This window comes from Pseudomonas brenneri (genome assembly GCF_007858285.1).
Taxonomy (GTDB): domain Bacteria; phylum Pseudomonadota; class Gammaproteobacteria; order Pseudomonadales; family Pseudomonadaceae; genus Aquipseudomonas; species Aquipseudomonas brenneri.
Genome location: NZ_VFIL01000003.1, coordinates 524,480 through 547,263 on the forward strand (window position 1 = coordinate 524,480; position 22,784 = coordinate 547,263).

Here is a 22,784-nt window from a genome sequence, read left to right on the forward strand (position 1 = left end):
CTGTAGGCGCGAAGTTATCCGAAGCGGTAGATGTCCATCCCCAATGCGCCCAGGGTGAAGCCTTGGTGCGCGATGCTGAACTCGCCTCCGGCCCCGCGCGCGAAATACAACGGTAACAAGTGCTCATCGCTGGGGTGGCTGCGCACCGCATAAGGCGCTTGCTTGCGGTAGTCGTGCAGCGCGGTCTCATCCTGTGCCGACAGTTTGTCGACCACCCAATCGCGAAAGTCCCCCGCCCAGGGCTCAATGCTTTCCGGCCCGGCTCGCCAATCCAGCTCACCGAGGTTATGGGTGATGCTGCCGGAGCCGATCAACAGCACGCCTTGTTCACGCAAACTGCGCAGTGCCTGCCCGATCCGGGTTTGCAACGCAGGGCCCATATGGCTAGGTAGCGAGACCTGTACCACTGGGATATCGGCCGCCGGATACATCAGCGACAGCGGCACCCAGGTGCCATGGTCAAACGGGCGCTGGTTGTCGAGGCGGGCAGGCAAGCCATCGGCTGCGAGCAGTTCGACGATCTGTTGCGCCAGTGCTGGGTCGCCGGGCGCTGGATATTGCACCGCAAACAGTTCGCGGGGGAAGCCGCCGAAGTCGTGCCAGGTTTCTGGGGCAGGGCTGCCACTGACCAGTAGCTCGCGACTTTCCCAGTGCGCGGACATCACCACGATTGCCCTGGGGCGTGGCAAGTCAGCGGCCAGGCGCTGGAGTGCCGGGCCGCTGGCGCCGGGTTGCAGGGCAAGCATGGGGGAGCCGTGGGAAATAAACAGGCTGGGGAGCATGAGCAGGGCCCTCAAGGTTAAGATGGCACCATCTTCAATCAGATCATTGATCTAAATCTAATATAAGTTTTAGCGCTATTTGATCAAGTTTTCAGGGGTATTCATGGATTCCACTTTTTGGCATGACCGCTGGGCACGCAATCAGATCGGCTTTCATCTGCCAGAGGTCAATCCCTATTTGCAGCGACACTGGCCGGGTTTGGGGTTGGCCAGTGGGGCCAGGGTGTTGGTGCCGCTGTGTGGCAAAAGCCTGGACCTGCTGTGGCTGGTGCAGCAGGGGTATCGGGTCCTGGGTGTGGAGTTGTCGCAAAAGGCTGTTGAAGAGTTCTTCCAGGAGCAACACCTGACTGCGCAAGTCAGCCAGCGGGGGGATTTCAAGGTTTATCAGGCGGACGCTATCGAGTTGTGGTGCGGTGATTTCTTCCAATTGAGCGGTGCTGATGTGGCGGGATGCACTGCACTGTACGACCGTGCGGCGCTGATAGCCTTGCCGCCGCCGATGCGTGAGCGTTATGTCGCGCATTTGCAGGCGATTGCACCTCAGGTGCAGGACGGCCTGTTGATCAGCCTGGATTATGAGCAGGCCCTGAAGGCAGGGCCGCCATTTGCAGTGAGCGACGATGAGGTTCGGGGGCTGCTGGGAGTGCACTGGCGCCTGAGTGTCCTGGAGCAGCGGGATATCCTGGCCGAGAGCCCGAAGTTCGCCCAGGAAGGCGTCGCGCGGCTGGAGGAGCGGGTTTACCAACTGACGGGGCGGTAAAACACGCGAGCACAAAAAAGGGGCGATTCAATCGCCCCTTTTTGACCTGCTTGGCTGTCAGCCGCGACGACGCAGTGCGTCGATCCGCTCTTCCAGCGGCGGGTGGCTCATGAACATCCGCGCCAGGCCTTGCTTGACGCCACCGTTGATGCCGAAGGCATTCAGGGTGTCAGGCATATGCACCGGCAGGCCCTGTTCGGAGCGCAGGCGTTGCAGGGCGCCGATCATGGCGGCAGTACCGGCCAACTGGGCGCCGGCTTCGTCGGCGCGGAATTCGCGTTTGCGCGAGAACCACATCACGATGGAGCTGGCGAGGAAGCCCAGGACCAGTTCGGCAAAGATCGTCGCCACGTAGTAGGCGATACCCTGGCCGCCTTCGTTCTTGAAGATCACCTTGTCGACAAAGTTGCCGATGATCCGTGCGAAGAACATCACGAAGGTGTTCACCACGCCCTGGACCAGTGCCAGGGTCACCATGTCACCGTTGGCGACGTGGCCGATTTCGTGGGCCAGCACGGCCTTCACTTCGTCGGGCGAGAAACGCTCCAGCAAACCCTGGCTGACGGCAACAAGAGCATCGTTCTTGTTCCAGCCGGTGGCAAAGGCGTTGGCCTCGTAGGCCGGGAAGATCCCGACTTCGGGCATCTTGATCCCGGCTTCGCGGGACAGTTGCTCGACGGTCTGCAGCAGCCATTGCTCATGCCGGGTGCGCGGCTGGGTGATGATCTGGGTGCTGGTGCTCATCTTCGCCATCCACTTGGAGATGAACAGCGAGAAGATCGAGCCGGCAAAACCAAAGACGGCACAGAAAACCAGCAGCTGATTGAGGTTCAGATCAACCCCGTTGGCCGCCATGAACCCGTTGAAGCCGAAAAGGCTCAGGGTGATGCTGGCAATCAGCACGACCGCCAGGTTAGTGGCCAAGAACAGCAGGATGCGCATCATGGTTGTAGAATTCTCCTCATGCTTAATATGTCGCGTACTGCGGGGTATATAAGGTGCGGCACTGGGCTATTCAACCGGGCGACTATTTCAAACTGTGTCCTACAGCTTGAATGTAGAGCCTTGAAGGTTTTTTCTGACTCTGAATGCCGAGGGAAATTCCCGTTCGGCAGCCTTGGGGCCCTGTGATTGTTGGGGACTACAGAGTCGATGGGGCGTGGGGCGGGGCAAGAAGGTGTTTCTGCCTGGAGTGGGCACAGATGTGTTGCCAGATACTCGCTGTACGACCTGTGCCGGGTCGTACAGCGAAAGCAGGGTTACTGGCGATAGGACTTCAGGAAGTTGCCGATGCGGCCGATGGCCATGTCCAGGTCATCCACACGCGGCAAGGTCACCACGCGGAAGTGATCAGGCCACGGCCAGTTGAACGCGGTGCCTTGCACCACCAGCAGCTTTTCCGACAGCAGCAGGTCGAGGACGAACTTCTCGTCGTTGTGGATCGGGCAGACTTTCGGGTCGATCCGTGGGAACGCATACAAGGCGCCCATGGGTTTGACACAACTGACGCCAGGAATATCGTTGAGCAGCTCCCAGGTGCGGTTGCGCTGTTCCAGCAGGCGGCCGGCTGGCAGCACCAGGTCGTTGATGCTCTGGTAGCCGCCCAGCGCGGTCTGGATCGCGTGCTGGCTGGGTACGTTGGCGCACAGGCGCATATTGGCCAGCATGTCGATGCCTTCGATGTAGCTCTGGGCATTGTGCTTGGGGCCGGAGATGGCCACCCAGCCGGAGCGGAAACCCGCCACCCGGTAGGACTTGGACAGGCCGTTGAACGTCAGGCACAGCAGGTCCGGGGCCAGGGAGGCGGTGCAGATGTGCACGGCATCGTCATAGAGGATCTTGTCGTAGATCTCGTCGGAGAACACCACCAGGTTGTGCTGGCGCGCCAGCTCCAGCATGCCCAGCAGCACTTCTTTGGAATACACCGCGCCGGTCGGGTTGTTCGGGTTGATGATCACCAGCGCCTTGGTGTTGGGCGTGATCTTGGCCTTGATATCGGCCAGGTCCGGCCACCAGTTGGCTTGCTCGTCACACAGGTAGTGCACCGGGTGACCGCCGGCCAGGGTCACGGCGGCGGTCCACAGCGGGTAGTCAGGCGCTGGCACCAGCACTTCGTCGCCGTTGTTGAGCAAGGCCTGCATGGCCATCACGATCAGCTCGGAGACGCCGTTGCCCAGGTAGATGTCCTCGATGCCGACACCTTCCACCTGTTTTTGCTGGTAGTACTGCATCACCGCCTTGCGTGCGCTGAACAAGCCTTTGGAGTCGCTGTAGCCCTGGGCGGTGGGCAAGTTGCGGATCACGTCCTGGAGGATTTCGTCCGGCGCTTCGAAACCAAAGGGCGCCGGGTTGCCAATGTTCAGCTTGAGGATGCGATGGCCTTCCTCTTCCAGGCGTTTGGCGTGCTTGAGCACTGGGCCGCGAATGTCGTAGCAGACGTTGGCGAGCTTGTTCGATTTGCTGACCTGCATGGCGATGTGATCCTGAAAATGAACGATCCAGACGATGTGAAGACTACCGTGCTGGGAATCCGGCGTTTGGCTTGACCCATAAATACGTTTGAATGCCGATAACGCGGGTGCCAGACTGGCGCTTTGAAGAGGCGCAATCATACGTGCCGCCTGATCCATGGAAAAGACACAGATCAGGCTTTTTCAGTTGTCGAGGTGTATTGATGGAAAAGTTGGATAAAACCCTGGATGAATGGCGGGAAATGCTCGACCCGGCGCAGTATCAAGTGTGTCGCCTCAAGGGCACCGAGCGGCCGTTTTCCGGTAAGTACAATGCGACCACCACAGACGGTGTGTACCACTGCATCTGCTGCAATGAACCGCTGTTCGACTCCAGTACCAAGTTCGATGCCGGTTGTGGCTGGCCCAGTTTCTATGAGCCGATTGCCGATAGCGCGATGATCGAGATTCGCGATGTCAGCCACGGAATGATTCGCACCGAAGTGACCTGTGCCAAGTGCGATGCGCATCTGGGCCATGTGTTCCCTGATGGGCCGCCGCCTACTGGCTTGCGCTATTGCATCAACTCGGTGTGCCTGGACCTGGTTCCCCGCGAAGATCGTTAACGGTGACGCGGGTTGCTTGGGTGAACGCGGCGTCTGGGCGTTTTTCGCGGGCAAGCCCGCTCCTACAGGGGAGAATGTTGGGGTATCAGTTTGGTCAATTACATTGTGTGCAATTGAATTGCTCGCTATGTTTATCTTGTCTTCCCTACTTCTTGAGGCCTTGTCATGAGCGACAACCTGCTGACCATCCCCTGCACCACCATCAAGGGCGAGCAAAAGACCCTGGCGGACTTCGCCGGCAAGGCGATCCTCGTGGTCAACACCGCCAGCAAATGCGGGTTCACCCCACAGTACAAAGGCCTTGAACAGCTCTGGCAGCAGTACAAGGACCAGGGCCTGGTGGTCTTGGGTTTTCCGTGCAACCAGTTCGGCAAGCAGGAGCCGGGCAACGAGGGGGCCATTTCCGAGTTTTGCGAACTGAATTTCGGCGTCAGCTTTCCCTTGTTCAAGAAGGTTGATGTCAACGGTGGCGAGGCCCACCCGTTGTTTGTGCAATTGAAGCAGCGGGCGCCGGGGCTGCTGGGTTCCAAGGGCATCAAGTGGAACTTCACCAAGTTCCTGATCGGGCGCGACGGTCAGGTGGTCAAGCGTTTTGCCCCGACCACCAAACCCCAGGAACTGACTCAAGAGATCGAAGCGCTGCTCAAATGACGGACTTGCCTGCCACATCCCTGGCCCTGGATGACCAGCTGTGTTTCAAGCTCTACGCCGCCTCTCGAGCGGTGACGCGGGCCTATAAACCCATGCTTGATCAGTTGGGCCTGACGTATCCGCAATACCTGGTCATGTTGGTGTTGTGGGAGTGGCACACCGCCGCGCCGCTCCAGCCGACGCTCAAGGCGCTGGGGGAGCGCTTGCTGCTTGATTCCGGCACGTTGACGCCGTTGCTCAAGCGCCTGGAACACCTGGCGCTGATCACGCGCCGTCGTAGCGCGGTCGATGAGCGTGAAGTGCACCTGCGCCTTACCGACGCGGGCCAGGCGTTGCGTGAGCGCGTCCAGCCACTGAAGGCCCGCCTGCTGTGTGACAGCGGAGTCGATCTGGGCCAGGCCGACGTTTTGCGTCAGGGCCTGGACCAGTTGCTCCAGCAGGTCAGAGGGTTGTCGTAGTCGGCACCCAGAGGTCGAGCAGGGCGTTGAGCTCTTCGCGGCGAAAGGGCTTGGCCAGGTAGTCGTTCATGCCGGCCGCCCGGCAGCGTTCGCGCTCTTCGGCCAGGGCATTGGCGGTCAGCGCGACAATCGGCAGCTCTGGCCAGCGTCCGCTGCGGCGGATCTGCCGGCTCGCCTCGTAGCCATCCATGACCGGCATGTTGCAGTCCATCAGCACCATATCGAAACGTTGTTCGTCCAACTGTTTCAGTGCCTCTGCGCCATGGGCCGCTACAACGACCTCGCAGCCGAGCTTGCCGAGCATGCCTTTGGCCACCAGTTGATTGACCAGATTGTCCTCTACCAGAAGGATGCGCGCGCGATGCGCAACCGGGCTGGTTTCCAACTGGACAAGGTCGAGGACGATTTCGCTGTCGGCGCGCAGGGTACGGTGCAGCACCTGATACAGCGCGGCGCGACTCAGTGGGCGCGCCTGTTGTTGCAAGGGGGCCAGGGCGACCACTTCTTCGCTGGGCATGAAGTTGCCGTAGGCGGTGACCAGCAGGATCGGTGCGCTGACGGTCGGGCGCAGGCGGAATAGGCATTCGGGGCAATCGGTGATCAGGATGTCGGGTGCCAGGCCACTCAAGTCATCGTCGATCGTTTTGCAGTACGGCGTCAGTCCCCAGTGCGGTAGCAGGGTGAGCAGCAGTTCTGCCAGGCCACTGCTGGCCCCGGTAATGACAGCAACCTCGCCCTTCAACGGCCCCAGCCGCGCCGCCGGTGTGTGGGCGGGCAGTGGCAGTTCGGCACAGAACTGGCTGCCGAAGCCGGTTTCCGAGCTGATGGTCAGCCGGCCGCGCATGGCCTCGCAAAGATTGTGGGTCAGTGCCAGGCCCAGGCCGGTCCCGCCAAATTGGCGGGTAATGCCGGCACCCGCCTGGGTGAAGGGGTTGAAAATCCGCGCCTGGGCCTCCAGGGCAATGCCGATCCCGGTGTCGCACACTTCGATCCGCACGCCATCGGGGTGCGCACTGAGGCGTACATCAACGCGGCCGAAACGGGTGAACTTCAAGGCATTGGACAACAGGTTGCTGACAATCTGCCGGACCCGGGTCGGATCACCCACGACCTGGGCAGGAAACTGCGGATCGATCAGGCAGGTCAATTCGACGCTGGGCGCGGCGTTTTGCGACAGCAGGTTGGCAGTATCTTCCACCAGGGAGCCGAGGTCGAAGGGAATGCTCTCCAGTTCCAGTTGCCCGGCATCGAACTTGGACAGGTCGAGAATATCGTTGAGCAGTTCCACCAGGACTTTGCCGGAGTCATGGGCAATCGACAATTGTTGGCGCTGCTCGGCATTCAACGCGCTGTCCAGGGACAGGGCAATCATGCCGAGCAGGCCATTGAGCGGGGTGCGGATTTCATGGCTCATGTTGGCTAGGAAGGCCGCGCGTGCCTGGGCCATGCCCAAAGCGGTCATTTTCGAGGCTTCCAGTTCTTCGTTGGATTGGCTCAGTTGCTGGTTGATCGCCTTGAGTTCGGTGGTACGGCTCGAAACAATGCTCTCCAACTGGCCAAGGTACTCGGTCAGGCGGTCCTCGGCGTGGCGCCGTTGCTGGATCTCGGTCTCCATATTCTCGAATTGCTGGTTGGTGACGTTGACCAGCACGCCGATCTCGTCGTGTTCGTGCCCGGGTGGGCAATCCAGGCGAGTCAGGGGTGCACTGCCGGGGTTGCGGGTGCTCAGTTCGCGGATGATCCGGATCAGCGGCTGGGTCAGCATCACATAGAACAGGCCCAGCAGGATGGCGGTCAGGATCAGGCTGCGGGCAAAGCCATTAAGCAGCGTGATCTCTGCACGGCGCAGGAAACGGCTGCCAAATGCGTAGGTATCGACGTCAAGGCGTAAGACGCCCAGGGATTCACCGGGCATGTGCGTGAGGTAGAGGCGGTCTTCGAACTGGCGGTTGGCGCCAAACAAAAAGTCGCTGACAGGGCGGTAGGGGCTCTCCTTGCGAGAGCGGCCAACGTCAGCCAGCACCAGGCCATTGTTGTCGACCAACTGTGCCCGGATGATGGCGGGGGAGTGCAGCAGGCCCAAGGTCAGTTCCTGGGCCAGTTCAGCGTCGATGTTGTAGGCGATACGTGAGGCAGGGTTGTGACTGATTTCAAGCAGCGCGTGTATTTCACGGTTGATGGACGTGTCTTCGCTGGCATAATCAATGCCGATTTGGATCAGGCTGAGCAAGGTTCCCAAGACGAAACCGACCAGCACAGTCAGTCTGGCTTGTTTATAAGACAAGCGGTGGGCGAACTTGATATCCATTGGGTGCTGAACCACTTTACGTTTCCCTTCGCCCGGCAAGCATAGCTGAACATCCTCTGCGCCAGCCTTGCCCGGTATGAATGGTTTTTCAGGTGCAGTTGTCTGGCAACTGCGTCAGGGTTGCCAATACGCCATTTTTTATAAGAACTTGCCACAGGAATAGTCATGGATTCTCGATTGAATGCCTTTCTTGAACGGGCCGATGCGGTGCTCGCTCGTCTGGAACCCCTGTTGCCAGCGCCTCGCGAGGTCATTGACTGGAACCACTGCCTGGCGGCCCGCTGGCAGCGCGAGGGCCGCAGCGGGTTTTTGATGCCGCTGGAGGTCAGCCTGGATATGCGTCTGTCCGACTTGATCGGTGTCGACAAGCAGCGCGAGCAATTGGCACGCAATACCCAGCAGTTTATCGATGGCCTGCCTGCCAACCATGCATTGCTCTGGGGCTCGCGTGGCACGGGCAAATCGTCCATGGTCCGCGCCTTGCTGGCCCAGCATGCCAAGGCCGGCTTGCGCCTGATCGAAATCGAGCGTGATCACCTGGCCGATCTGCCGCGTGTGGTCGAGCAACTGCTCAAGTTGCCGCAGCGTTTCATTCTGTTCTGCGACGACCTCTCGTTTGAGGCCGGCGAAGGCGATTATCGTGTGCTCAAGAGCGTGCTGGACGGCTCGCTGGAGCAGGCCCCGGAAAACGTGTTGTTGTATGCCACGTCCAACCGTCGTCACCTGGTGCCGGAAAACCAGAGCGACAACGACAACTGGAAACGCGTGGACGGTGAGCTGCACCCCAGTGAGGCGGTGGAAGACAAGATTGCCTTGTCCGACCGTTTTGGCTTGTGGTTGTCGTTCTACCCGTTCACCCAGGAGCATTTCCTGGATGTGGTGGAGCATTGGATCGGTGAGCTGGCGAGCAAAGCGGGTCTGCAGTGGCAGCGCGATGAGGCCCTCGACATCCTTGCCGTGCGCTGGGCTACCGGCCGGGGCAATCGCAATGGCCGCTGTGCTTACCAATTTGCCCGTTACTGGGTGGGACTTAAATTGCTGGAGCGTCAGCCATGATCGATTTGCAACAGGCGGGCAGCGGCCTTGATGGGTACACCATGCTTTGTGCGCAGCTGGAATCGCTGCTGGCCGATGAGCGCGACTTTATTGCCAATGCGGCGCAGTTTTCGGCGTTCCTGTTCAACCAACTCGATGATTTGAACTGGGCTGGTTTTTATCTCAATCGTGATGAAGAACTGGTACTTGGACCGTTCCAGGGGCAGATCGCCTGTGTGCGGATTCCGTTTGGCCGAGGTGTGTGTGGTGCGGCGGCGGCTTCGCGGCAAACCCAGCGGGTGAAGGATGTGCATGCGTTTGCCGGGCATATTGCTTGCGACAGCGCTTCCAATAGCGAGTTGGTGGTGCCCTTGATCAAGGCGGGGAGGTTGATTGGGGTGCTGGATCTGGATAGCCCGAAACTGGCGCGTTTCAGTTCTGAGGATCAGGTGGGGATTGAGCGGCTGGCCGCGATTTTCCTGCGGTTGACGGAGTGCTGAGAGAAGCGCGCTTAAGCCTTTTGGTAGGCGCGAGCTTGATCGCGAAGAGCTTGATAACGCCGCGTTTATTCAGCAAGCCTGGGTTATCGTTGACGTCCTTCGCGAGTAAGCTCGCTCCTACAGTGGATGAGCGTTCAATCAGTGTGGTGGCAGGCTGTCCAACTGTTGTTGCAGCACCTGCTCAAGGTCGAGCATGGCTTTCTCGATGGCCTTGACCCAGGTGTCGACCTGCTCCTGGTCAGTATCCTCGCTAGCCTGTTCCAGCCTCTCGCATTGCTCGGCCAGTGCACGGGCCTGGACGATCCTGGCAGCGCCCTTGATCTTGTGGGCCTGGTCGATCAGGTCCTGGTGAGCGCCTTGTACGAGCAATGCCATGAGTTCCTCGCGATCACGACGGCTACTGCTCAGCAGTTCTTCCAATAGACGCTGGCTTAACAGTGGATCACCGCCGGTGAGGGCGTTCAGGCTTTCGAGATCGAAAATCCGCGCTGGCGACAGCGGGGTGATCTCGGCCAGGTGGCGTTCCAGCGTCGTAAGGCTGATGGGCTTGAACAGGCAGTCATTCATGCCTGCATCCCGGCAGCGCTGTTTTTCCTCCGGCTGGGCATTGGCGGTGAAGCCCAGGATGATGCAGGGGGTGATGTTCTCCCGTTGCTCCTGTTCACGGATCGAGCGGGCCAGTTCATAGCCGTTCATGACTGGCATATTGCAGTCGGCGATGATCAGGTCGAAATGTTCCTGGCGCCAGGCCTGGAAGCCCGCTGCGCCATGTTGGACTGCGGTGAAGCGATGCCCGAGGAAACCCAATTGCTGGCACATAAGCAAGCGGTTTGCCGGATGGTCGTCCACCACCAGCACATTCAACACCGCTGCAGCATCCTGTGCCGCGGGCTTGAGTTCGATCAGCGGGTAGGCCGGTGGCAGGCTGGTCATCTGCAGCGAGACAAACACCTGGGTACCGACGCTGGCTACGCTGCTCAGGGTCAGTTGCCCGCCCATCATCTCGCACAGGCTGCGACAGATCACCAGCCCAAGACCGGCGCCGCTCCTGGCCAGATGCCCGGAATTGTCGGCCTGGGAAAAAGGTTCGAACAGGCGTTGCTGATCATCCCGGCTGATACCGATACCGGTGTCCTCGACCACCAGTTTCATCTGGATCTGTTGTGGCTGCCCGGTGGGCTGGATATCCACCTTGATCTTCACCTCACCCTGCTCGGTGAACTTGATGGCATTACTTACCAGGTTGGACAAGACCTGTTTGAAGCGCAGGGGATCGATCTGCACGTCGCGTTCTTCGACGCCGGGATTGAACTCCAGTAACAGGTTGAGATTCTTCTGGCGGGCCAGGCCATCGAACACACGCACGACTGACTCGATCAGTTCCCGCAGGTTGACGCGTTCCGGCGCCAGGCTCAGACGGCCCGATTCGATGCGCGCGATGTCGAGGATATCGCCAATCAACTCCAGTAGATCCTTGGCCGAATTGTAGGCGACCTCGATGGCCGGACGATCCAGGTGCCCGTGGTCGGCGCGCTTGAGGGTCAGCTCCAGCATGCCGATCACCGCGTTCATGGGCGTGCGGATCTCATGGCTCATGGTCGCCAGGAACGTGCTTTTCGCTCGGTTGGCCTCATCTGCGCGGTCCTTGGCGGCGCGCAGGTCATCGAACAGTTGGCGACGTTCGCTGATGTCGATCCAGCCGCCGATGATGCCCTGGACTTCACCGACGGAGTTACGGTACGGCAGGATCCAGTGATAGATCGTCAGGTGTTGCTCGTGAATATGCAACGGGCGGTCAAGGATCAGCGGCTTGCCTTCGGCCACCACCCGCAGATAGTCGGCATGGTACTGCTTGGCTTGGGCTTCGTTGGCCAGGCTGCTCTGTATGACACTCTTACCGATGACCTCCTCGCGCTTGACGCCGAAGGCCTGCAAGTAACTGTCATTGCAGGTCTGCAGCAAACCGTTGCGATCACGCACGTAGATCGGGTGAGGGGTTTCATTGACCAGGGCGCGCATGAATTCGTATTGATCACTGAGGGCTCGCTCTGCCATCTGCCGATGCTTGATCTGCCTGCGCATGTAGCCGTTCCAGGCCAGTGATGTGAGCAGCAGTAGCCCGGCGGCGCTGATGATCTGGATGATCAGGCGGTGGTAGTTGCGCCAATAGCTATCGGATGCGGCTGTGTAGCCACGCCAGCGGTTGTTGATAACGCCAAGTTCATCGGGCGCGATGCTGAGCAGGGCCTTGTCAAGAATGGAGGCCAGTTCGGTGGCGTTGCGTGACGTGGCCAGGGAAAAAGACGCCAGTTGCGTGCCGATACTCGAACTGATCTGCAATTGACCTTGGAAAAAGTGTGATGAGAGGAAATAGTTGGCGACCACCAAAGAGTTGACGGCCCCGTCTACATGCCCCTGGGCCAGCATTTCTGAGGCCTTGAAGGTATCGCTGGCCTGCACCAGGGTGATCTGCGAAAAATTCCGACGCAGATAATCCACCAAGGGGTTGCCTTCGGTGATCGCCAGTTTCTTTCCTGCCAGTTGCTCAAGGCTTGAGGGCGCTCCAGGCTCCTTGCGTGTCAGTAGGACGTAGGAGTTCTGCAGGTAGGGCCGGCTGAAGTTGAGCCTGGCTTCGCGTTCGGGGCTTGGGCTGATGGCGGCAATGATGTCCGCGCTGCCATTTTCGACCTGCTCGATCATTTGGTTGACGTTGCGGGTGTGCTGGAACTCCAGGCGCAAGCCCGTACGCAGCCGTATCAACTCCAGCAGGTCGGCGGTCATGCCCCGCATCTGGCCGTCTGAATCGACGAACGTCAAGGGGGCGAAGGTTTCGTTGATGACCACTTTCACCACCGGGTGGTCCTTGAGCCAGCGCTCTTCACGTTGGCTCAACTGCAACTTGTGGTCGGTCAGCAGGATAGCGCTGCCTGCACTCCAGCGTTTGGCGATGTTTTCTCGCTCGTAGGTACCGATGCCCGTGAGGACCGTATCGACGATGCCCAATAGGGTTTGCTGGTCGCGGTGTACGGCGAAGCTGAAGCCGTACGCTTCGTGCTTGCCGAAATTGGCCATGCGGATGTTCTTCAGGTAGCCCTTGTTGATCATGTAATGGGTGGAAATGGTATCGCCGAGAAACACATCGGCCTGGTCGAAGGCCACGGCGTTCAGCGCATTCAAATAGGACGGATAGACCTGGATGATCGCATTGGGGTAAAGCGCTTTGACTTCCTTCAACGGCAGGTAGTGGTAGACAAGGCTCAAGCGCATGCCCGCCAGCCCGTCATTGAGCGGGCGGGTTTCTGCGTCACGGGTGACCAGCACGGGTTGGTCGACCGCGTAGGGCGTTGACAGGACGATCTCGGCGTTGTTCGCTTCAAAACCGTTGGCGCTACCCAGTAAATCGATTTTCCCGTCTTTCAGTGCCTGGATGGCTGCCTCCCGTGACGGGTAGCGCATCACCGTCACGGGTAATGCCAGGGCTTTGGCCAGGATGCCTGCGTAATCTGCAGTAATACCTTCATAGTCATGACCGCTGGCGGTGATGTCGAAGGGGGGGTAGTCGGGTGTCGAGGTTCCCAGCACCAGTTCGCGTTTGTTCTGTAGCCATTGGCGCTGCGTGTGGTTCAGTTGAGTGTCCAACTGAACGATGCCGGCACGACTCAGCAGTGAGTAGCGTTCTGGAGCGGTTTGAGTGGCTGGCACGGCTGTACTCAAGCACAGTCCGGCACTCAAAATGATTAGATAGTCCTTTAAACGCCTTGGCATCCTGTTTCTCACACTAACGCGTTGCGTTTTGCCATCTCGATAAGCTCTACCAAAGACTTGGCCTTGAGTTTTTGCATCAGTCGTTTTTTATAAGTGCTGACAGTTTTGTTGCTGAGAAACATGCCTTTGGCAATTTCCTTGTTTGTACGGCCTTGCGCAAAAAGTTGTAAGACCATAAGCTCTCGGTCGTTGACTGATTTGAAAAGATTTAATTCTTCGTTTTCGCCGAGCTCGGTGCCATTGGTGTTCAATGCCTGACTTGGAAAATAGTTGTAACCTGAAAGTACGGCCCTGATGGCACTTAACAACTCACTTAGGTCGCCTTCTTTACAGACATAACCATCGGCACCTGAACGCATGCAGCGTGTGGCAAAAAGTGTCGGGGACTGGGCTGTCAGAATCAGGGTTTTCATTGGGGTGCTCATGGCATTGAACCTGCAGAGAACCTCCAGACCGTCGAGTTTTGGAATGCTGATATCAAGTATGATGAGGTCTGGAAGACATTCGCGGACCATTTGTATTGCATCACAACCGTTATCTGTTTCACCCACTACTTTGTAACCTTCATGTTCCAGCAACATTCTGATTGCAAGTCGAATAACCGGGTGGTCGTCAATAATAAAGACTGTATTCATGAGCCAATTCCATACTAGTGCAAATAAGCGCGCACAGTAGCTCAGAAGGTGGGGTAGGAGCATGAAGGGAAGGCTGAGCAGATATAAAACAGGAAAATTCCTACGCATAAAAAGGTGTTGGACTACGATGCGCTAAGGCTTTGTTGGCTGCGCTGTAAGAGTTTCTTGGGTGAAAGGTTTTAAAGTTGTGCGGTGTTGTTTGCAGGCTGAATAGAGGTGACATTTCATTTGTGTGAGCGTTTAGTATCCTACGTTAAATGTTGAAAAATACCTGAGCAATCAACAGGGTGTTGGTGTCGTGGAGCACTTCAGGTTTGTCAGGCAATTTGTGGTCAAGTGCAAAACAGTACTTTTTAATCGTAGGCAAGCCCTGATTGGCTGATCAACTCGATCCAGGCTTCTTTGTTCAAGGGCTTAGCCAAGTATCCAAGCAGACGCAAGTCACGTTGTATTGCTAAGGTTTTCAGATGTTCCAGTTCGAGGGCGGGTAGTCCACTTAGCAATACAGCACTTTTGACAAAGCCTGCATGGCTGGCTATCTCCACCAGCTCCAACCCGGTAAGGTCGGGCAGGCATTGATCACATAACATCACATCGAAGGGGGCTTCGGTTGTTCTCATCAACTTGATCGCCTGCTCGGCATTCTCGGCAGGTGTCAGTTGATTGAAGCCGAAACTTTTGAGCAGGCACTGAAGGGCCAGGAGTTGAAAAGGATGATCTTCCACCAACAGGATGCGCAATTGTCGTTCGGGCATAGGAAGTTCCGTGGACGTAGCTAAAGCCGGAAGATACCAGCCAGTGCCAATGACGATTTGCCCAGTGAACCAGGCGCTGGGCGATCGAAGGTTTGCGTGAATGTAGGAGCTGATCGCTGGGGTGGATCAGAGAGGGGTGATTATTCATCGGGTGTTGGGGCGAATTCGATCAGGCCGCTCTGGTGCCTGTGTAGGTCAATTCTTTGAGGCAAGCACCCAGGCAGGAAAACCTGCCTGGGGCACGGGTCACTGAGGGTGCGAACGCCCGGTCATCTCGCGGGCCATTTCGCTGGCGTAGCTATCGGTCATGCCGGCGATGAAGTCGATCATGCGCAGGAACGAGCGATGCAGCGACCAATCAGGATGGGGGGCACTATTGCCCAGCAAATCCAGGACACGCCGATTCTTGAAGGATGGGGTACGGCCGCCATGTTGTTCCAGGGCTGCGCCACAGAAGGTGTTCAGGAGGATCTCCAGGGTGGTGTAGGCGCCGATCTCATGCAGGGTTTTGCGTTTGTCCTGGAAGATTTTTTTGCGCGCCATGTCCTTGGCATTCAGCACGCAGCGTTTGGCTGGGCCATGCATGTGTTCCACCAGATCACCTTGCAGGGTCCCGGCCAATAGCGCGGGTTGTTGCTCGACGAACGCCCGCGCGGCGGCGTTGGTCAGGTGCTCGATCGCCTTGCCGCGCAGAATCGCGAGTTTGCGTCGCCTGGAGTCCAGGGGCCCCAGTTGCCGGTAGGTTTCCGGCAAGTCATCGCCTACCAGGTTCAACAGCAATGATTCGACCTCGGCGTACTCCAGCAAGTCCATTTCCAGGCCATCTTCAAGATCGATCAGGGCGTAGCAGATATCGTCGGCCGCCTCCATCAGGTAGACCAGCGGGTGGCGGGCCCAGCGTTGTTCCTCAAGTTGGGGCAGGCCAAGCTTCTGGGCGATCTGCTCAAGGATCGGCAGCTCGCTCTGGTAGCAGCCGAACTTGTGTTTCTTGTAGCCCAGGGAGTCGGCGTGACGGGCGGTCCATGGGTACTTCAGGTAAGTACCCAGGGTGGCGTAGGTCAGGCGCGTGCCGCCGTCGAACTGGTGGTATTCCAATTGCGTCAGGACGCGGAACCCTTGCGCATTGCCTTCGAAGTTGAGGAAGTCATTGCGCTCGGCGCCGCTCATATCATCCAGCCAGCCACGGCCGGCAGCCTGCTGGAACCAGTGGCGAATCGCATCTTCGCCGGAATGGCCGAACGGTGGGTTGCCGATGTCGTGGGCCAGGCAGGCCGATTGCACGACCATCCCCAGGTCACTGGGGTCGCACCAGTCGGGCAGGGCGCTGCGGATGGTCTCGCCGACGCGCATGCCCAGGGAGCGCCCGACGCAACTGACTTCCAGCGAGTGGGTCAGCCGGGTATGGATATGATCGTTGCTGGTCACCGGGTGGACCTGGGTCTTGCGACCCAGACGACGAAAGGCCCCGGAGAAAATGATCCGGTCATGATCTTTGTGAAATGGGCTGCGACCCAGCTCTTCCGGGCTGTGCAGGGGTTTTCCAAGGCGTTCGCGGGTAAGCAGGGTAGGCCAATCCAAGGCGAGGGCTCTCCGTGGGATGAATGTCGACCCCAAGCTTCCCGGTTCGGCGTGCCCGGAGCAAGCGAAAAACTACAGGCCGGCGGCGTCAATATCGATTAGCAGCAAGCGCTGACCGTTATCGAAGAATTGTCCTGCTGTCAGGCAGTATTGATTGGTTGTGGCATCGCGGTAGGTGGTGGAGAGAATCACGCGGCGTTCTTCCCAACCTTCGGCCAGCAGGTGATAGAAATAGGGGCGCCACGACCAGTTGTGACCCAGGTAGCGGCCGTCCGCTTGCCAGGCATCCTGGCGCCACTCGAAGTTGGGAGTCAGTTGGGTGCCGTGGCTATCGCACTGATAGAACCGCAGCAGCCTGGGGAAACCCGGCAACCATGGCAGTTGATTGAGCGGCTCCTGGGCCAGCACCCAGCCTTGCAGGATCTGCATCAACTCGATCAGTTGCTGGCGCAGCAGCATGATTCGCCCGCGCTCTGCCAGTTTCTGCTGCACATATGCCTGGCGCAGCACGGCGAAACGCGAGACGAAGGCATCGGCTGCGAACCAGTTCAGTTGCGCCTGGGCAAACAGGTAGCCTTGGACATAGCGCGCGCCACATTCAAGGGCAAAGTTCAGTTGCGCTTCGGTTTCCACACCTTCGGCAATGATCCAGCACCCGGTTTTTTCCGCCATTTGGGCCAGGGCGCGTACCACCTCACTGCTTGGGCCTCCCAGGGCCGCAGCCTGGAACAGGCGCATATCCAGCTTGAGGATATCCGGGCGCAAGGCCAGGACCCGATCCAGTTGCGAATACCCGGCACCAAAATCATCAATGGCAATCCGTGCACCGGCCTGACGGTAGCGTGCGACGACTTCAGCCAGGCGCTGGCTATCACCTCCCAGTTCGGTGATCTCAAACACAATGCGTTTTGGATCGATGTCATGGGCCTGCAACTGTTTCAGGCTGGGCAGCGGTTGGCCCGGTCGCAGCAGGGTGATCCAGCGGGGGGAGATATTGAGGCTCAGGAACCAGTCTTCAGGCGCTTCATGCAGGCGGCTCAGGGCATTGTCACGGATCTTGCGGTCCAGGCGGCGCAACGCCGAGGTAGGCGTACGGGCATCGGCGAACAACGGGCCGACCGACAGCAATTGCCCGTCTGTCTGTTGCAGGCGGCCTAGTGCTTCCACCCCGGCAATACGGCCGGTGGCGGTGTCGATAAACGGTTGGAAAAAGGCGAGCGGTTGCCCGTCAATCACAGAGCCTCCTTAGGATGCTTCGGTATGAAAAAGGCCCGGCCCCTACAGAGAGGGCACCGGGCCTGATCCATTTGCAAGAATGCAGCCAGTTGCGTCAGGGCTTGCGGGCGGCACTCTGCATGGCGAGCTTGATCAAGGGGATCAGTCCTGCACCGAGTCGTACCAGACGGGTCATGGTGCCGATTCCGCCACTCTTGGCGCCTTTACCGGTGAAAAATCCCAGCAGGGTCACCGCCGCGACGCCCCACAGCGGCGCATGCTTGATACCGAACCCGTCCTGCCAGCTCTGGCCCATGTTGCGCACCTTGTGCAGGGGCAGCAGCAATTGCTGGGATTCGTGGCGAATTTCCTGGCGGTGCATTTCCATGCGCAGGCGGATCAGTGCCTTGCGCATTTCCCGTCGGGAGTTGGTTTGCGGCAGTTCAGTCAGGCTCATGGCAGCAGGCGCTCCCGGTCGTTGGCCAGCTCTTCGAGGGTGGCGTGGAAAGGCGTGGACTCATCGAATACCGCGGCCTTCAAGCGCAGCCCGCAGAACGCTGCGGCGAGTACATAAAACACGCATAGGCTGATGATCCCGGTCAGGCGATAGGTATCCCAGACCAGGATCATGACCAGCGCCGATAACCCCACCAGCAGCAACAGGGCAAACACCAGCGCCAGGCCGGCAAACAGCAGCAGGCTGACAGTGCGTGCCTTCTGTTCCTGCAACTCGATGCCGAACAGCTCGACATGGCTGTGCAGCAAGCCCAGGACAGCCGCGCCGAGGCGCCGCGAGGTGGAGCTTGGGCCCGTGGACGAGCCGGTTTCGCCATTAGACATGATTAGCGCCTTGTAGCCAGCAGGCCGATCAGAAAGCCCACGCCGGCCGCGATACCCACGGACTGCCAAGGGTTGGCCTGTACGTAGTCTTCGGTGGCGGTGACTGCCGCCTTGCCGCGTTCGCGCAAGGAGTCTTCAGTCAACTTCAGGGTTTCCCGGGCCTGCAGCAGGCTGTCGTGGATTTTCGAACGCAGTTCATCAGCCTGGTCACCGGCCAGAATCGCGGTGTCGTCCAGCAGTTTTTCGGTATCGCTGACCAGGGTCTGGAAATCTTCCATCAGTATTTCTTGAGCAGTCTTTGCCGTTTTTCTGGCCATGGTTAACTCCGTGAGTGGCTGTCTGATGCTTTTGCAGGGTTTTGGTTGAGAGTCGCCGGTATCGGTGAAGGTTCACTGCAATTGTCTGGTACAGCTTTTGCTTTGCCTTGGTGCGCGAGCCGCAAGGCTTGCGCGCAATGTGGGCGGTTTCGGCAAAAGCCTTGAAAAACCTTACCCTAAATCACTAAAACCCGTGGAAAAACCCACAAGTCACTGCCTTCTTCATCTGTCGTCGCGCCAAAGCGGTTCAAACCCTCTCAAGAAGGGTGGAACGCGTGGTGCCAATTTAGTGCGCGACCGTTGGCAATGAACTGATTTGGTGCTTTTTCCTGAACTGCAGGCCTGCCAATTCCCATGGAAAATGTGCAAAGCGCGGTGGACACCCTGGTCCACAGCTCCAATACGCTGTTTATTCTGATTGGCGCGGTAATGGTCCTGGCGATGCATGCCGGCTTCGCGTTTCTGGAAGTCGGTACGGTGCGGCAGAAGAACCAAGTCAACGCGTTGTCGAAAATCCTCAGTGATTTTGCGGTCTCGACCCTGGCCTATTTCTTTATAGGCTATTGGATCTCCTATGGGGTCAGCTTTATGCAGCCGGCCGCAGTGCTCAGTGCCGACCATGGCTATGGCCTGGTGAAGTTCTTTTTCCTGCTGACCTTCGCGGCTGCCATCCCGGCGATCATCTCCGGAGGCATTGCCGAACGTGCACGCTTTGCTCCACAGCTGTGCGCTACGGCGTTGATCGTGGCGTTCATCTACCCGTTTTTCGAGGGCATGGTGTGGAACGGCAACTTCGGTCTGCAAGCCTGGTTGCTGGCGACCTTTGGCGCGACGTTCCATGACTTTGCCGGTTCCGTAGTGGTCCACGCCATGGGCGGGTGGCTGGCGTTGGCTGCGGTGCTGCTGCTGGGCCCGCGCCAGGGACGATATCGCGATGGACGCCTGGTGGCGTTCGCGCCTTCGAGCATCCCGTTCCTGGCGCTGGGCTCGTGGATATTGATCGTCGGCTGGTTCGGTTTCAACGTGATGAGTGCGCAGACCCTTTCCGGTGTGAGCGGGCTGGTGGCGGTCAACTCGCTGATGGCGATGGTGGGCGGTACCGTGGCGGCGCTGGTGATCGGGCGTAATGACCCGGGCTTCTTGCACAATGGTCCGTTGGCCGGGTTGGTGGCGATTTGCGCCGGTTCCGACCTGATGCACCCGGTGGGCGCATTGATCACCGGCGTGGTGGCCGGTGGCTTGTTCGTCTGGTGCTTTATCGCCGCCCAGGCGCGTTGGAAGATCGATGATGTGCTGGGTGTCTGGCCGCTGCATGGCTTGTGCGGTGTGTGGGGCGGGATTGCCTGCGGGATTTTCGGGCAGAGCGCCTTGGGTGGGCTGGGCGGCGTGAGCCTGATCAGCCAGTTGATCGGCACCGGCCTGGGGGTGGTGGTGGCCTTGGCTGGCGGGTTGCTGGTGTATGGCGTGCTCAAGCGCATCTGCGGCCTGCGCTTGAGTCAGGAAGAGGAGTACTACGGCGCGGACTTGTCGATCCATAAGATTGGTGCGGTCAGTCAGGATTGATCGGCGCCTGCCGGCTGTCGTCGGTGTGCTGGTAGAAACCGTGAAGCAAGCGGTAACGGTTGCGCCGCACTTCGTCGACCCGCTCGCGCACCTGTTGGTCAGGCTGGCCGAGCATGATCAGCGCGTGTGACGCGAGCATCAGGCTCGACTCCAGCAACTCGGGCACCACCTCGCTGGCTCCGGCAGCCTTCAGTTCGGTCAGTTGGCTGTCGTCGCGGGTGCGCACCAGGATCGGCACCTTGTGGTTGATCCGCCGCGCTTCCTTGAGCACCACCAGGGCTACATCTGCATTGTCCACGGCAATCACCACCAGGCGCGCGCGCTCCAGGCCGACCGCGCAGAGCAAGGCGCCGCGTCGGCAATCGCCATAATGCACGCTGCTGTCCTCGGTGGCGGCTTCCTGTACGCGCTCGGGGTCATCGTCCAGGGCAATGAACGCCTGTTGTTCACGGCGCAGGAAACGCCCGATGGATTGACCAACGCGGCCATAGCCGCAGATCAGCACGTGCCCGCGCAGTTCGGCGTTGAGCGCGGTGATTGCTTCCAGTTGCACTTGCTGGTTGGGCTTGCGATGCAGGCGCAGCGCGATAGCGGGCGCGGCCCGCAGCAGCAAGGGCGTCAGCAGCATGGAGCAGAATGTCGCTGCCAGCAGCAGGCTGCTGATTTTGCCTGGCAGCATATTGCTCAGTTGCATCTGCGCCATCAATGCAAAGCAGAATTCACCACCCTGGGCCAGGGCCAGGCCGCTGCGCCAGGCGGTTTCGCTGTCGCTGCCGCGCAGCTTGACCAGTGCGGCAACGACGCAACCCTTGATCAGCATCAGCGCGAGGGTCAACCCGAGGATTTGCAGGCTGTGACTGATGAACAGCTGCAGGTCGATCAGCATGCCGATACTGACAAAAAACAGCCCCAGCAGGATGTCGCGAAACGGCCGGATATCCGCTTCGATCTGGTGCCGGTAATGACTTTCCCCCAGCAACATGCCCGCCAGGAATGCGCCGAGGGCTGGCGACAGGCCCAGCAGGTGCGTCAGCCAGGCCGTAAGCAGCACGATCACCAGGGCCAGCAGCACGAACAGCTCCGCCGAATGTGAGGCGGCCACTTCGTGAAACAGGCGCGGCAACAGCCAACGGCTGGCGAGCAGCAGGCCGAGAAACAGCACCACGGTCTTGCCCAGGGTCAGGGGCAGCGCCCAGTACCAGGCTTGTTCGCTGCTACCGGCGAACACCGGGACCAGGGTCAGCAACAGTACCGCGACCACGTCCTGGAACAGCAGCACGCCAATCGCATTCTGCCCATGACTGCTGAAAATCTCCCCCAGGCTGGTCAGCTCCTTGCTCACAATGGCAGTCGATGAAAGGGCCAGACCGGCCCCTAGCAGCAACGCGGCCACCGGCGACATGCCTATCAACAGCAGCAACCCGCCCAGCAATACCGAGCAGCACAGTACCTGCAGGCTGCCCAGGCCAAACACCACCCGGCGCAGGGTGAGCATCTTGGACAGGGAAAACTCCAGGCCCAGGGAAAACAGCAGGAATACCACCCCCAGTTCGGCGAGGTCCGGCAGGTCTTCGCTGTCATTGACCCAGTCCAGGGCCGTTGGCCCGACGGCCAGGCCCACGCACAGGTAGCCGAGCACCGGCGGCAGCTGCAGCCGGCGAAACAGCGCAATGACCACCAGGGATGAGGCAAGAATGATCAGCAGGTTGGCAAACACAGACATCTCCGTCGGGGTGTTGCGGGAAAAAAGCCGCGAGAATCGCTGAATCAGTTATAGGCCATGGTGATCTGGATCAGGTGTTTGTCGTGACTTGGCGAGGTTTTTCCGACGGCCTAGAATGAACGCCTGTTTTCTATCGGGTCTGTTCATCATGCCTCCTGAATGCCAGCTGTTCGGCACCTTGGCCTGCCACCTTTGCGAGCTTGCCGAAGAAGAAATCATGCCGTTGGTCGAACACGGACTGTTGGTTGAGCTGATGGATATCAGTGAATCCGAAACCCTGTTCGAAGCCTATGGCCTAAGGATTCCGGTGCTGCGCCGGGTAGATACCGGGGCGGAACTGGATTGGCCTTTCGACACTGAGCAAGTGGTTGCCTTTCTACGTTAGCGCTAATCCCATGGCAGGTTGCCGATTATTCGGTTACTGTATGTTTGTACAGCGATTGAGTGAGAGGGAATGCCCGTGGTGAATGTTGAACAATTGAAAAGCAGCGTCAACCGCATGTCCGTCGATATTGTGCGCGATGCTGTGAATGAGCTGCGGCTCGATGGCCTGGTCACGGAAGGCAAGACGCCGTTCAACAAAGTGCATTTCAATACCTGCTTTGCCGAAATCGAGGCGCTGTTCCAGCGAGCCGGCTATCACAAGCAACTGGATGTGGTGGGTTACCAGGGTTTGCTGTATGCACTCTATGACCCTGGCCGCTGGGAGGCAGTGGATGTACTGCGCTGGCTCAAGGAGTTCACCGAGGCGGCCAGTGCCTCGCCGGTACTGCGGGCCGAGTTGGTCAAGGCTTGAGAATTTGGGGGATAATGCCCCCTTGGT

At 59.1% G+C, this 22,784-nt stretch carries 22 protein-coding genes; 9 read left to right on the top strand and 13 right to left on the bottom strand.

Annotated elements, in window-relative coordinates:
• Positions 1-14: 14 nt before the first annotated feature.
• On the bottom strand, positions 15-782 hold the full coding sequence (locus FJD34_RS09050; RefSeq protein WP_032863026.1) for a DODA-type extradiol aromatic ring-opening family dioxygenase: 768 nt from the start codon (positions 780-782) through the stop codon (positions 15-17).
• 103 nt (positions 783-885) lie between these two features.
• On the opposite strand from FJD34_RS09050, the gene FJD34_RS09055 reads away from it, so the two are divergent.
• Positions 886-1,542, top strand: a complete 657-nt coding sequence (locus tag FJD34_RS09055; RefSeq protein WP_032863025.1) for a thiopurine S-methyltransferase — start codon at positions 886-888, stop codon at positions 1,540-1,542.
• 57 nt (positions 1,543-1,599) lie between these two features.
• Here FJD34_RS09055 and htpX read toward each other — a convergent pair whose 3' ends face one another.
• A complete protein-coding gene (gene htpX, locus FJD34_RS09060; protein WP_029298042.1) occupies positions 1,600-2,487 on the bottom strand; it encodes a protease HtpX in 888 nt (295 codons plus the stop codon).
• Between the two features lie 314 nt (positions 2,488-2,801).
• Positions 2,802-4,013 (bottom strand): pyridoxal phosphate-dependent aminotransferase, encoded by a 1,212-nt coding sequence (locus FJD34_RS09065; RefSeq protein ID WP_029298044.1) that lies wholly within the window; start codon positions 4,011-4,013, stop codon positions 2,802-2,804.
• Between the two features lie 203 nt (positions 4,014-4,216).
• Here FJD34_RS09065 and msrB point away from each other — a divergent pair, with 203 nt between their 5' ends.
• The 3 genes from msrB (at position 4,217) to FJD34_RS09085 (ending at position 5,727) form a co-directional block, all read left to right on the top strand.
• Positions 4,217-4,618 (top strand): peptide-methionine (R)-S-oxide reductase MsrB, encoded by a 402-nt coding sequence (gene msrB / locus FJD34_RS09070; RefSeq protein WP_032863024.1) that lies wholly within the window; start codon positions 4,217-4,219, stop codon positions 4,616-4,618.
• 165 nt (positions 4,619-4,783) lie between these two features.
• A complete protein-coding gene (locus tag FJD34_RS09080; protein ID WP_029298051.1) occupies positions 4,784-5,269 on the top strand; it encodes a glutathione peroxidase in 486 nt (161 codons plus the stop codon).
• Positions 5,266-5,727, top strand: a complete 462-nt coding sequence (locus FJD34_RS09085; RefSeq protein WP_065942581.1) for a MarR family winged helix-turn-helix transcriptional regulator — start codon at positions 5,266-5,268, stop codon at positions 5,725-5,727. The genes FJD34_RS09080 and FJD34_RS09085 overlap by 4 nt, the downstream gene beginning before the upstream one ends.
• On the opposite strand, the gene FJD34_RS09090 is transcribed toward FJD34_RS09085, so the two are convergent.
• Positions 5,711-8,035, bottom strand: a complete 2,325-nt coding sequence (locus FJD34_RS09090; protein ID WP_065942580.1) for a hybrid sensor histidine kinase/response regulator — start codon at positions 8,033-8,035, stop codon at positions 5,711-5,713. The genes FJD34_RS09085 and FJD34_RS09090 overlap by 17 nt on opposite strands.
• Positions 8,036-8,200: 165 nt before the next feature.
• On the opposite strand from FJD34_RS09090, the gene FJD34_RS09095 reads away from it, so the two are divergent.
• Positions 8,201-9,091 carry an ATP-binding protein gene (locus FJD34_RS09095; RefSeq protein ID WP_090291527.1) on the top strand — a complete coding sequence of 297 codons (891 nt, stop codon included), beginning with the start codon at positions 8,201-8,203 and terminating at the stop codon, positions 9,089-9,091.
• Positions 9,088-9,570: a GAF domain-containing protein gene (locus FJD34_RS09100; RefSeq protein ID WP_090291524.1), complete on the top strand. Its 483-nt coding sequence runs from the start codon at positions 9,088-9,090 to the stop codon at positions 9,568-9,570. The genes FJD34_RS09095 and FJD34_RS09100 overlap by 4 nt, the downstream gene beginning before the upstream one ends.
• Before the next feature lie 138 nt (positions 9,571-9,708).
• Here the strand turns inward: FJD34_RS09100 and FJD34_RS09110 are convergent, their stop codons facing one another.
• The 8 genes from FJD34_RS09110 to FJD34_RS09145 all read right to left on the bottom strand — a co-directional run bounded on the left by FJD34_RS09110 (position 9,709) and on the right by FJD34_RS09145 (position 18,675).
• Positions 9,709-13,335 (bottom strand): transporter substrate-binding domain-containing protein, encoded by a 3,627-nt coding sequence (locus FJD34_RS09110; protein ID WP_090291522.1) that lies wholly within the window; start codon positions 13,333-13,335, stop codon positions 9,709-9,711.
• A gap of 8 nt (positions 13,336-13,343) precedes the next feature.
• Complete coding sequence (locus tag FJD34_RS09115) at positions 13,344-13,970, bottom strand: response regulator transcription factor (RefSeq protein WP_032863015.1); 627 nt, start codon at positions 13,968-13,970, stop codon at positions 13,344-13,346.
• A 353-nt stretch (positions 13,971-14,323) separates the two neighbouring features.
• Positions 14,324-14,725, bottom strand: coding sequence for a response regulator (locus FJD34_RS09120; RefSeq protein WP_090291519.1), 402 nt, complete (start codon positions 14,723-14,725; stop codon positions 14,324-14,326).
• Positions 14,726-14,971: 246 nt separating this feature from the next.
• Positions 14,972-16,303 (bottom strand): deoxyguanosinetriphosphate triphosphohydrolase, encoded by a 1,332-nt coding sequence (locus FJD34_RS09125; RefSeq protein WP_032863012.1) that lies wholly within the window; start codon positions 16,301-16,303, stop codon positions 14,972-14,974.
• Between the two features lie 72 nt (positions 16,304-16,375).
• Positions 16,376-17,539, bottom strand: coding sequence for an EAL domain-containing protein (locus FJD34_RS09130; RefSeq protein ID WP_090291517.1), 1,164 nt, complete (start codon positions 17,537-17,539; stop codon positions 16,376-16,378).
• A 94-nt stretch (positions 17,540-17,633) separates the two neighbouring features.
• Positions 17,634-17,975: a hypothetical protein gene (locus tag FJD34_RS09135; RefSeq protein WP_032862787.1), complete on the bottom strand. Its 342-nt coding sequence runs from the start codon at positions 17,973-17,975 to the stop codon at positions 17,634-17,636.
• Entirely contained in the window at positions 17,972-18,358 is a 387-nt protein-coding gene (locus tag FJD34_RS09140) for a phage holin family protein (protein ID WP_032862786.1), read from the bottom strand. Before FJD34_RS09140 ends, FJD34_RS09135 begins: the two co-directional genes overlap by 4 nt.
• Positions 18,359-18,360: 2 nt before the next feature.
• Entirely contained in the window at positions 18,361-18,675 is a 315-nt protein-coding gene (locus FJD34_RS09145) for an ElaB/YgaM/YqjD family protein (protein ID WP_029298079.1), read from the bottom strand.
• 354 nt (positions 18,676-19,029) lie between these two features.
• Between FJD34_RS09145 and FJD34_RS09150 the strand changes: the two genes are divergently transcribed.
• Positions 19,030-20,238 carry an ammonium transporter gene (locus FJD34_RS09150; protein ID WP_065942577.1) on the top strand — a complete coding sequence of 403 codons (1,209 nt, stop codon included), beginning with the start codon at positions 19,030-19,032 and terminating at the stop codon, positions 20,236-20,238.
• Here FJD34_RS09150 and FJD34_RS09155 read toward each other — a convergent pair.
• Positions 20,225-21,961 carry a cation:proton antiporter gene (locus FJD34_RS09155; RefSeq protein ID WP_373290089.1) on the bottom strand — a complete coding sequence of 579 codons (1,737 nt, stop codon included), beginning with the start codon at positions 21,959-21,961 and terminating at the stop codon, positions 20,225-20,227. The genes FJD34_RS09150 and FJD34_RS09155 overlap by 14 nt on opposite strands.
• Before the next feature lie 148 nt (positions 21,962-22,109).
• On the opposite strand from FJD34_RS09155, the gene FJD34_RS09160 reads away from it, so the two are divergent.
• Together FJD34_RS09160 and FJD34_RS09165 are read left to right on the top strand one after the other, a co-directional pair.
• Entirely contained in the window at positions 22,110-22,346 is a 237-nt protein-coding gene (locus FJD34_RS09160) for a glutaredoxin family protein (protein WP_032862783.1), read from the top strand.
• A gap of 75 nt (positions 22,347-22,421) precedes the next feature.
• Positions 22,422-22,757: a hypothetical protein gene (locus tag FJD34_RS09165; protein ID WP_032862791.1), complete on the top strand. Its 336-nt coding sequence runs from the start codon at positions 22,422-22,424 to the stop codon at positions 22,755-22,757.
• The last annotated feature ends 27 nt before the right edge of the window (positions 22,758-22,784 follow it).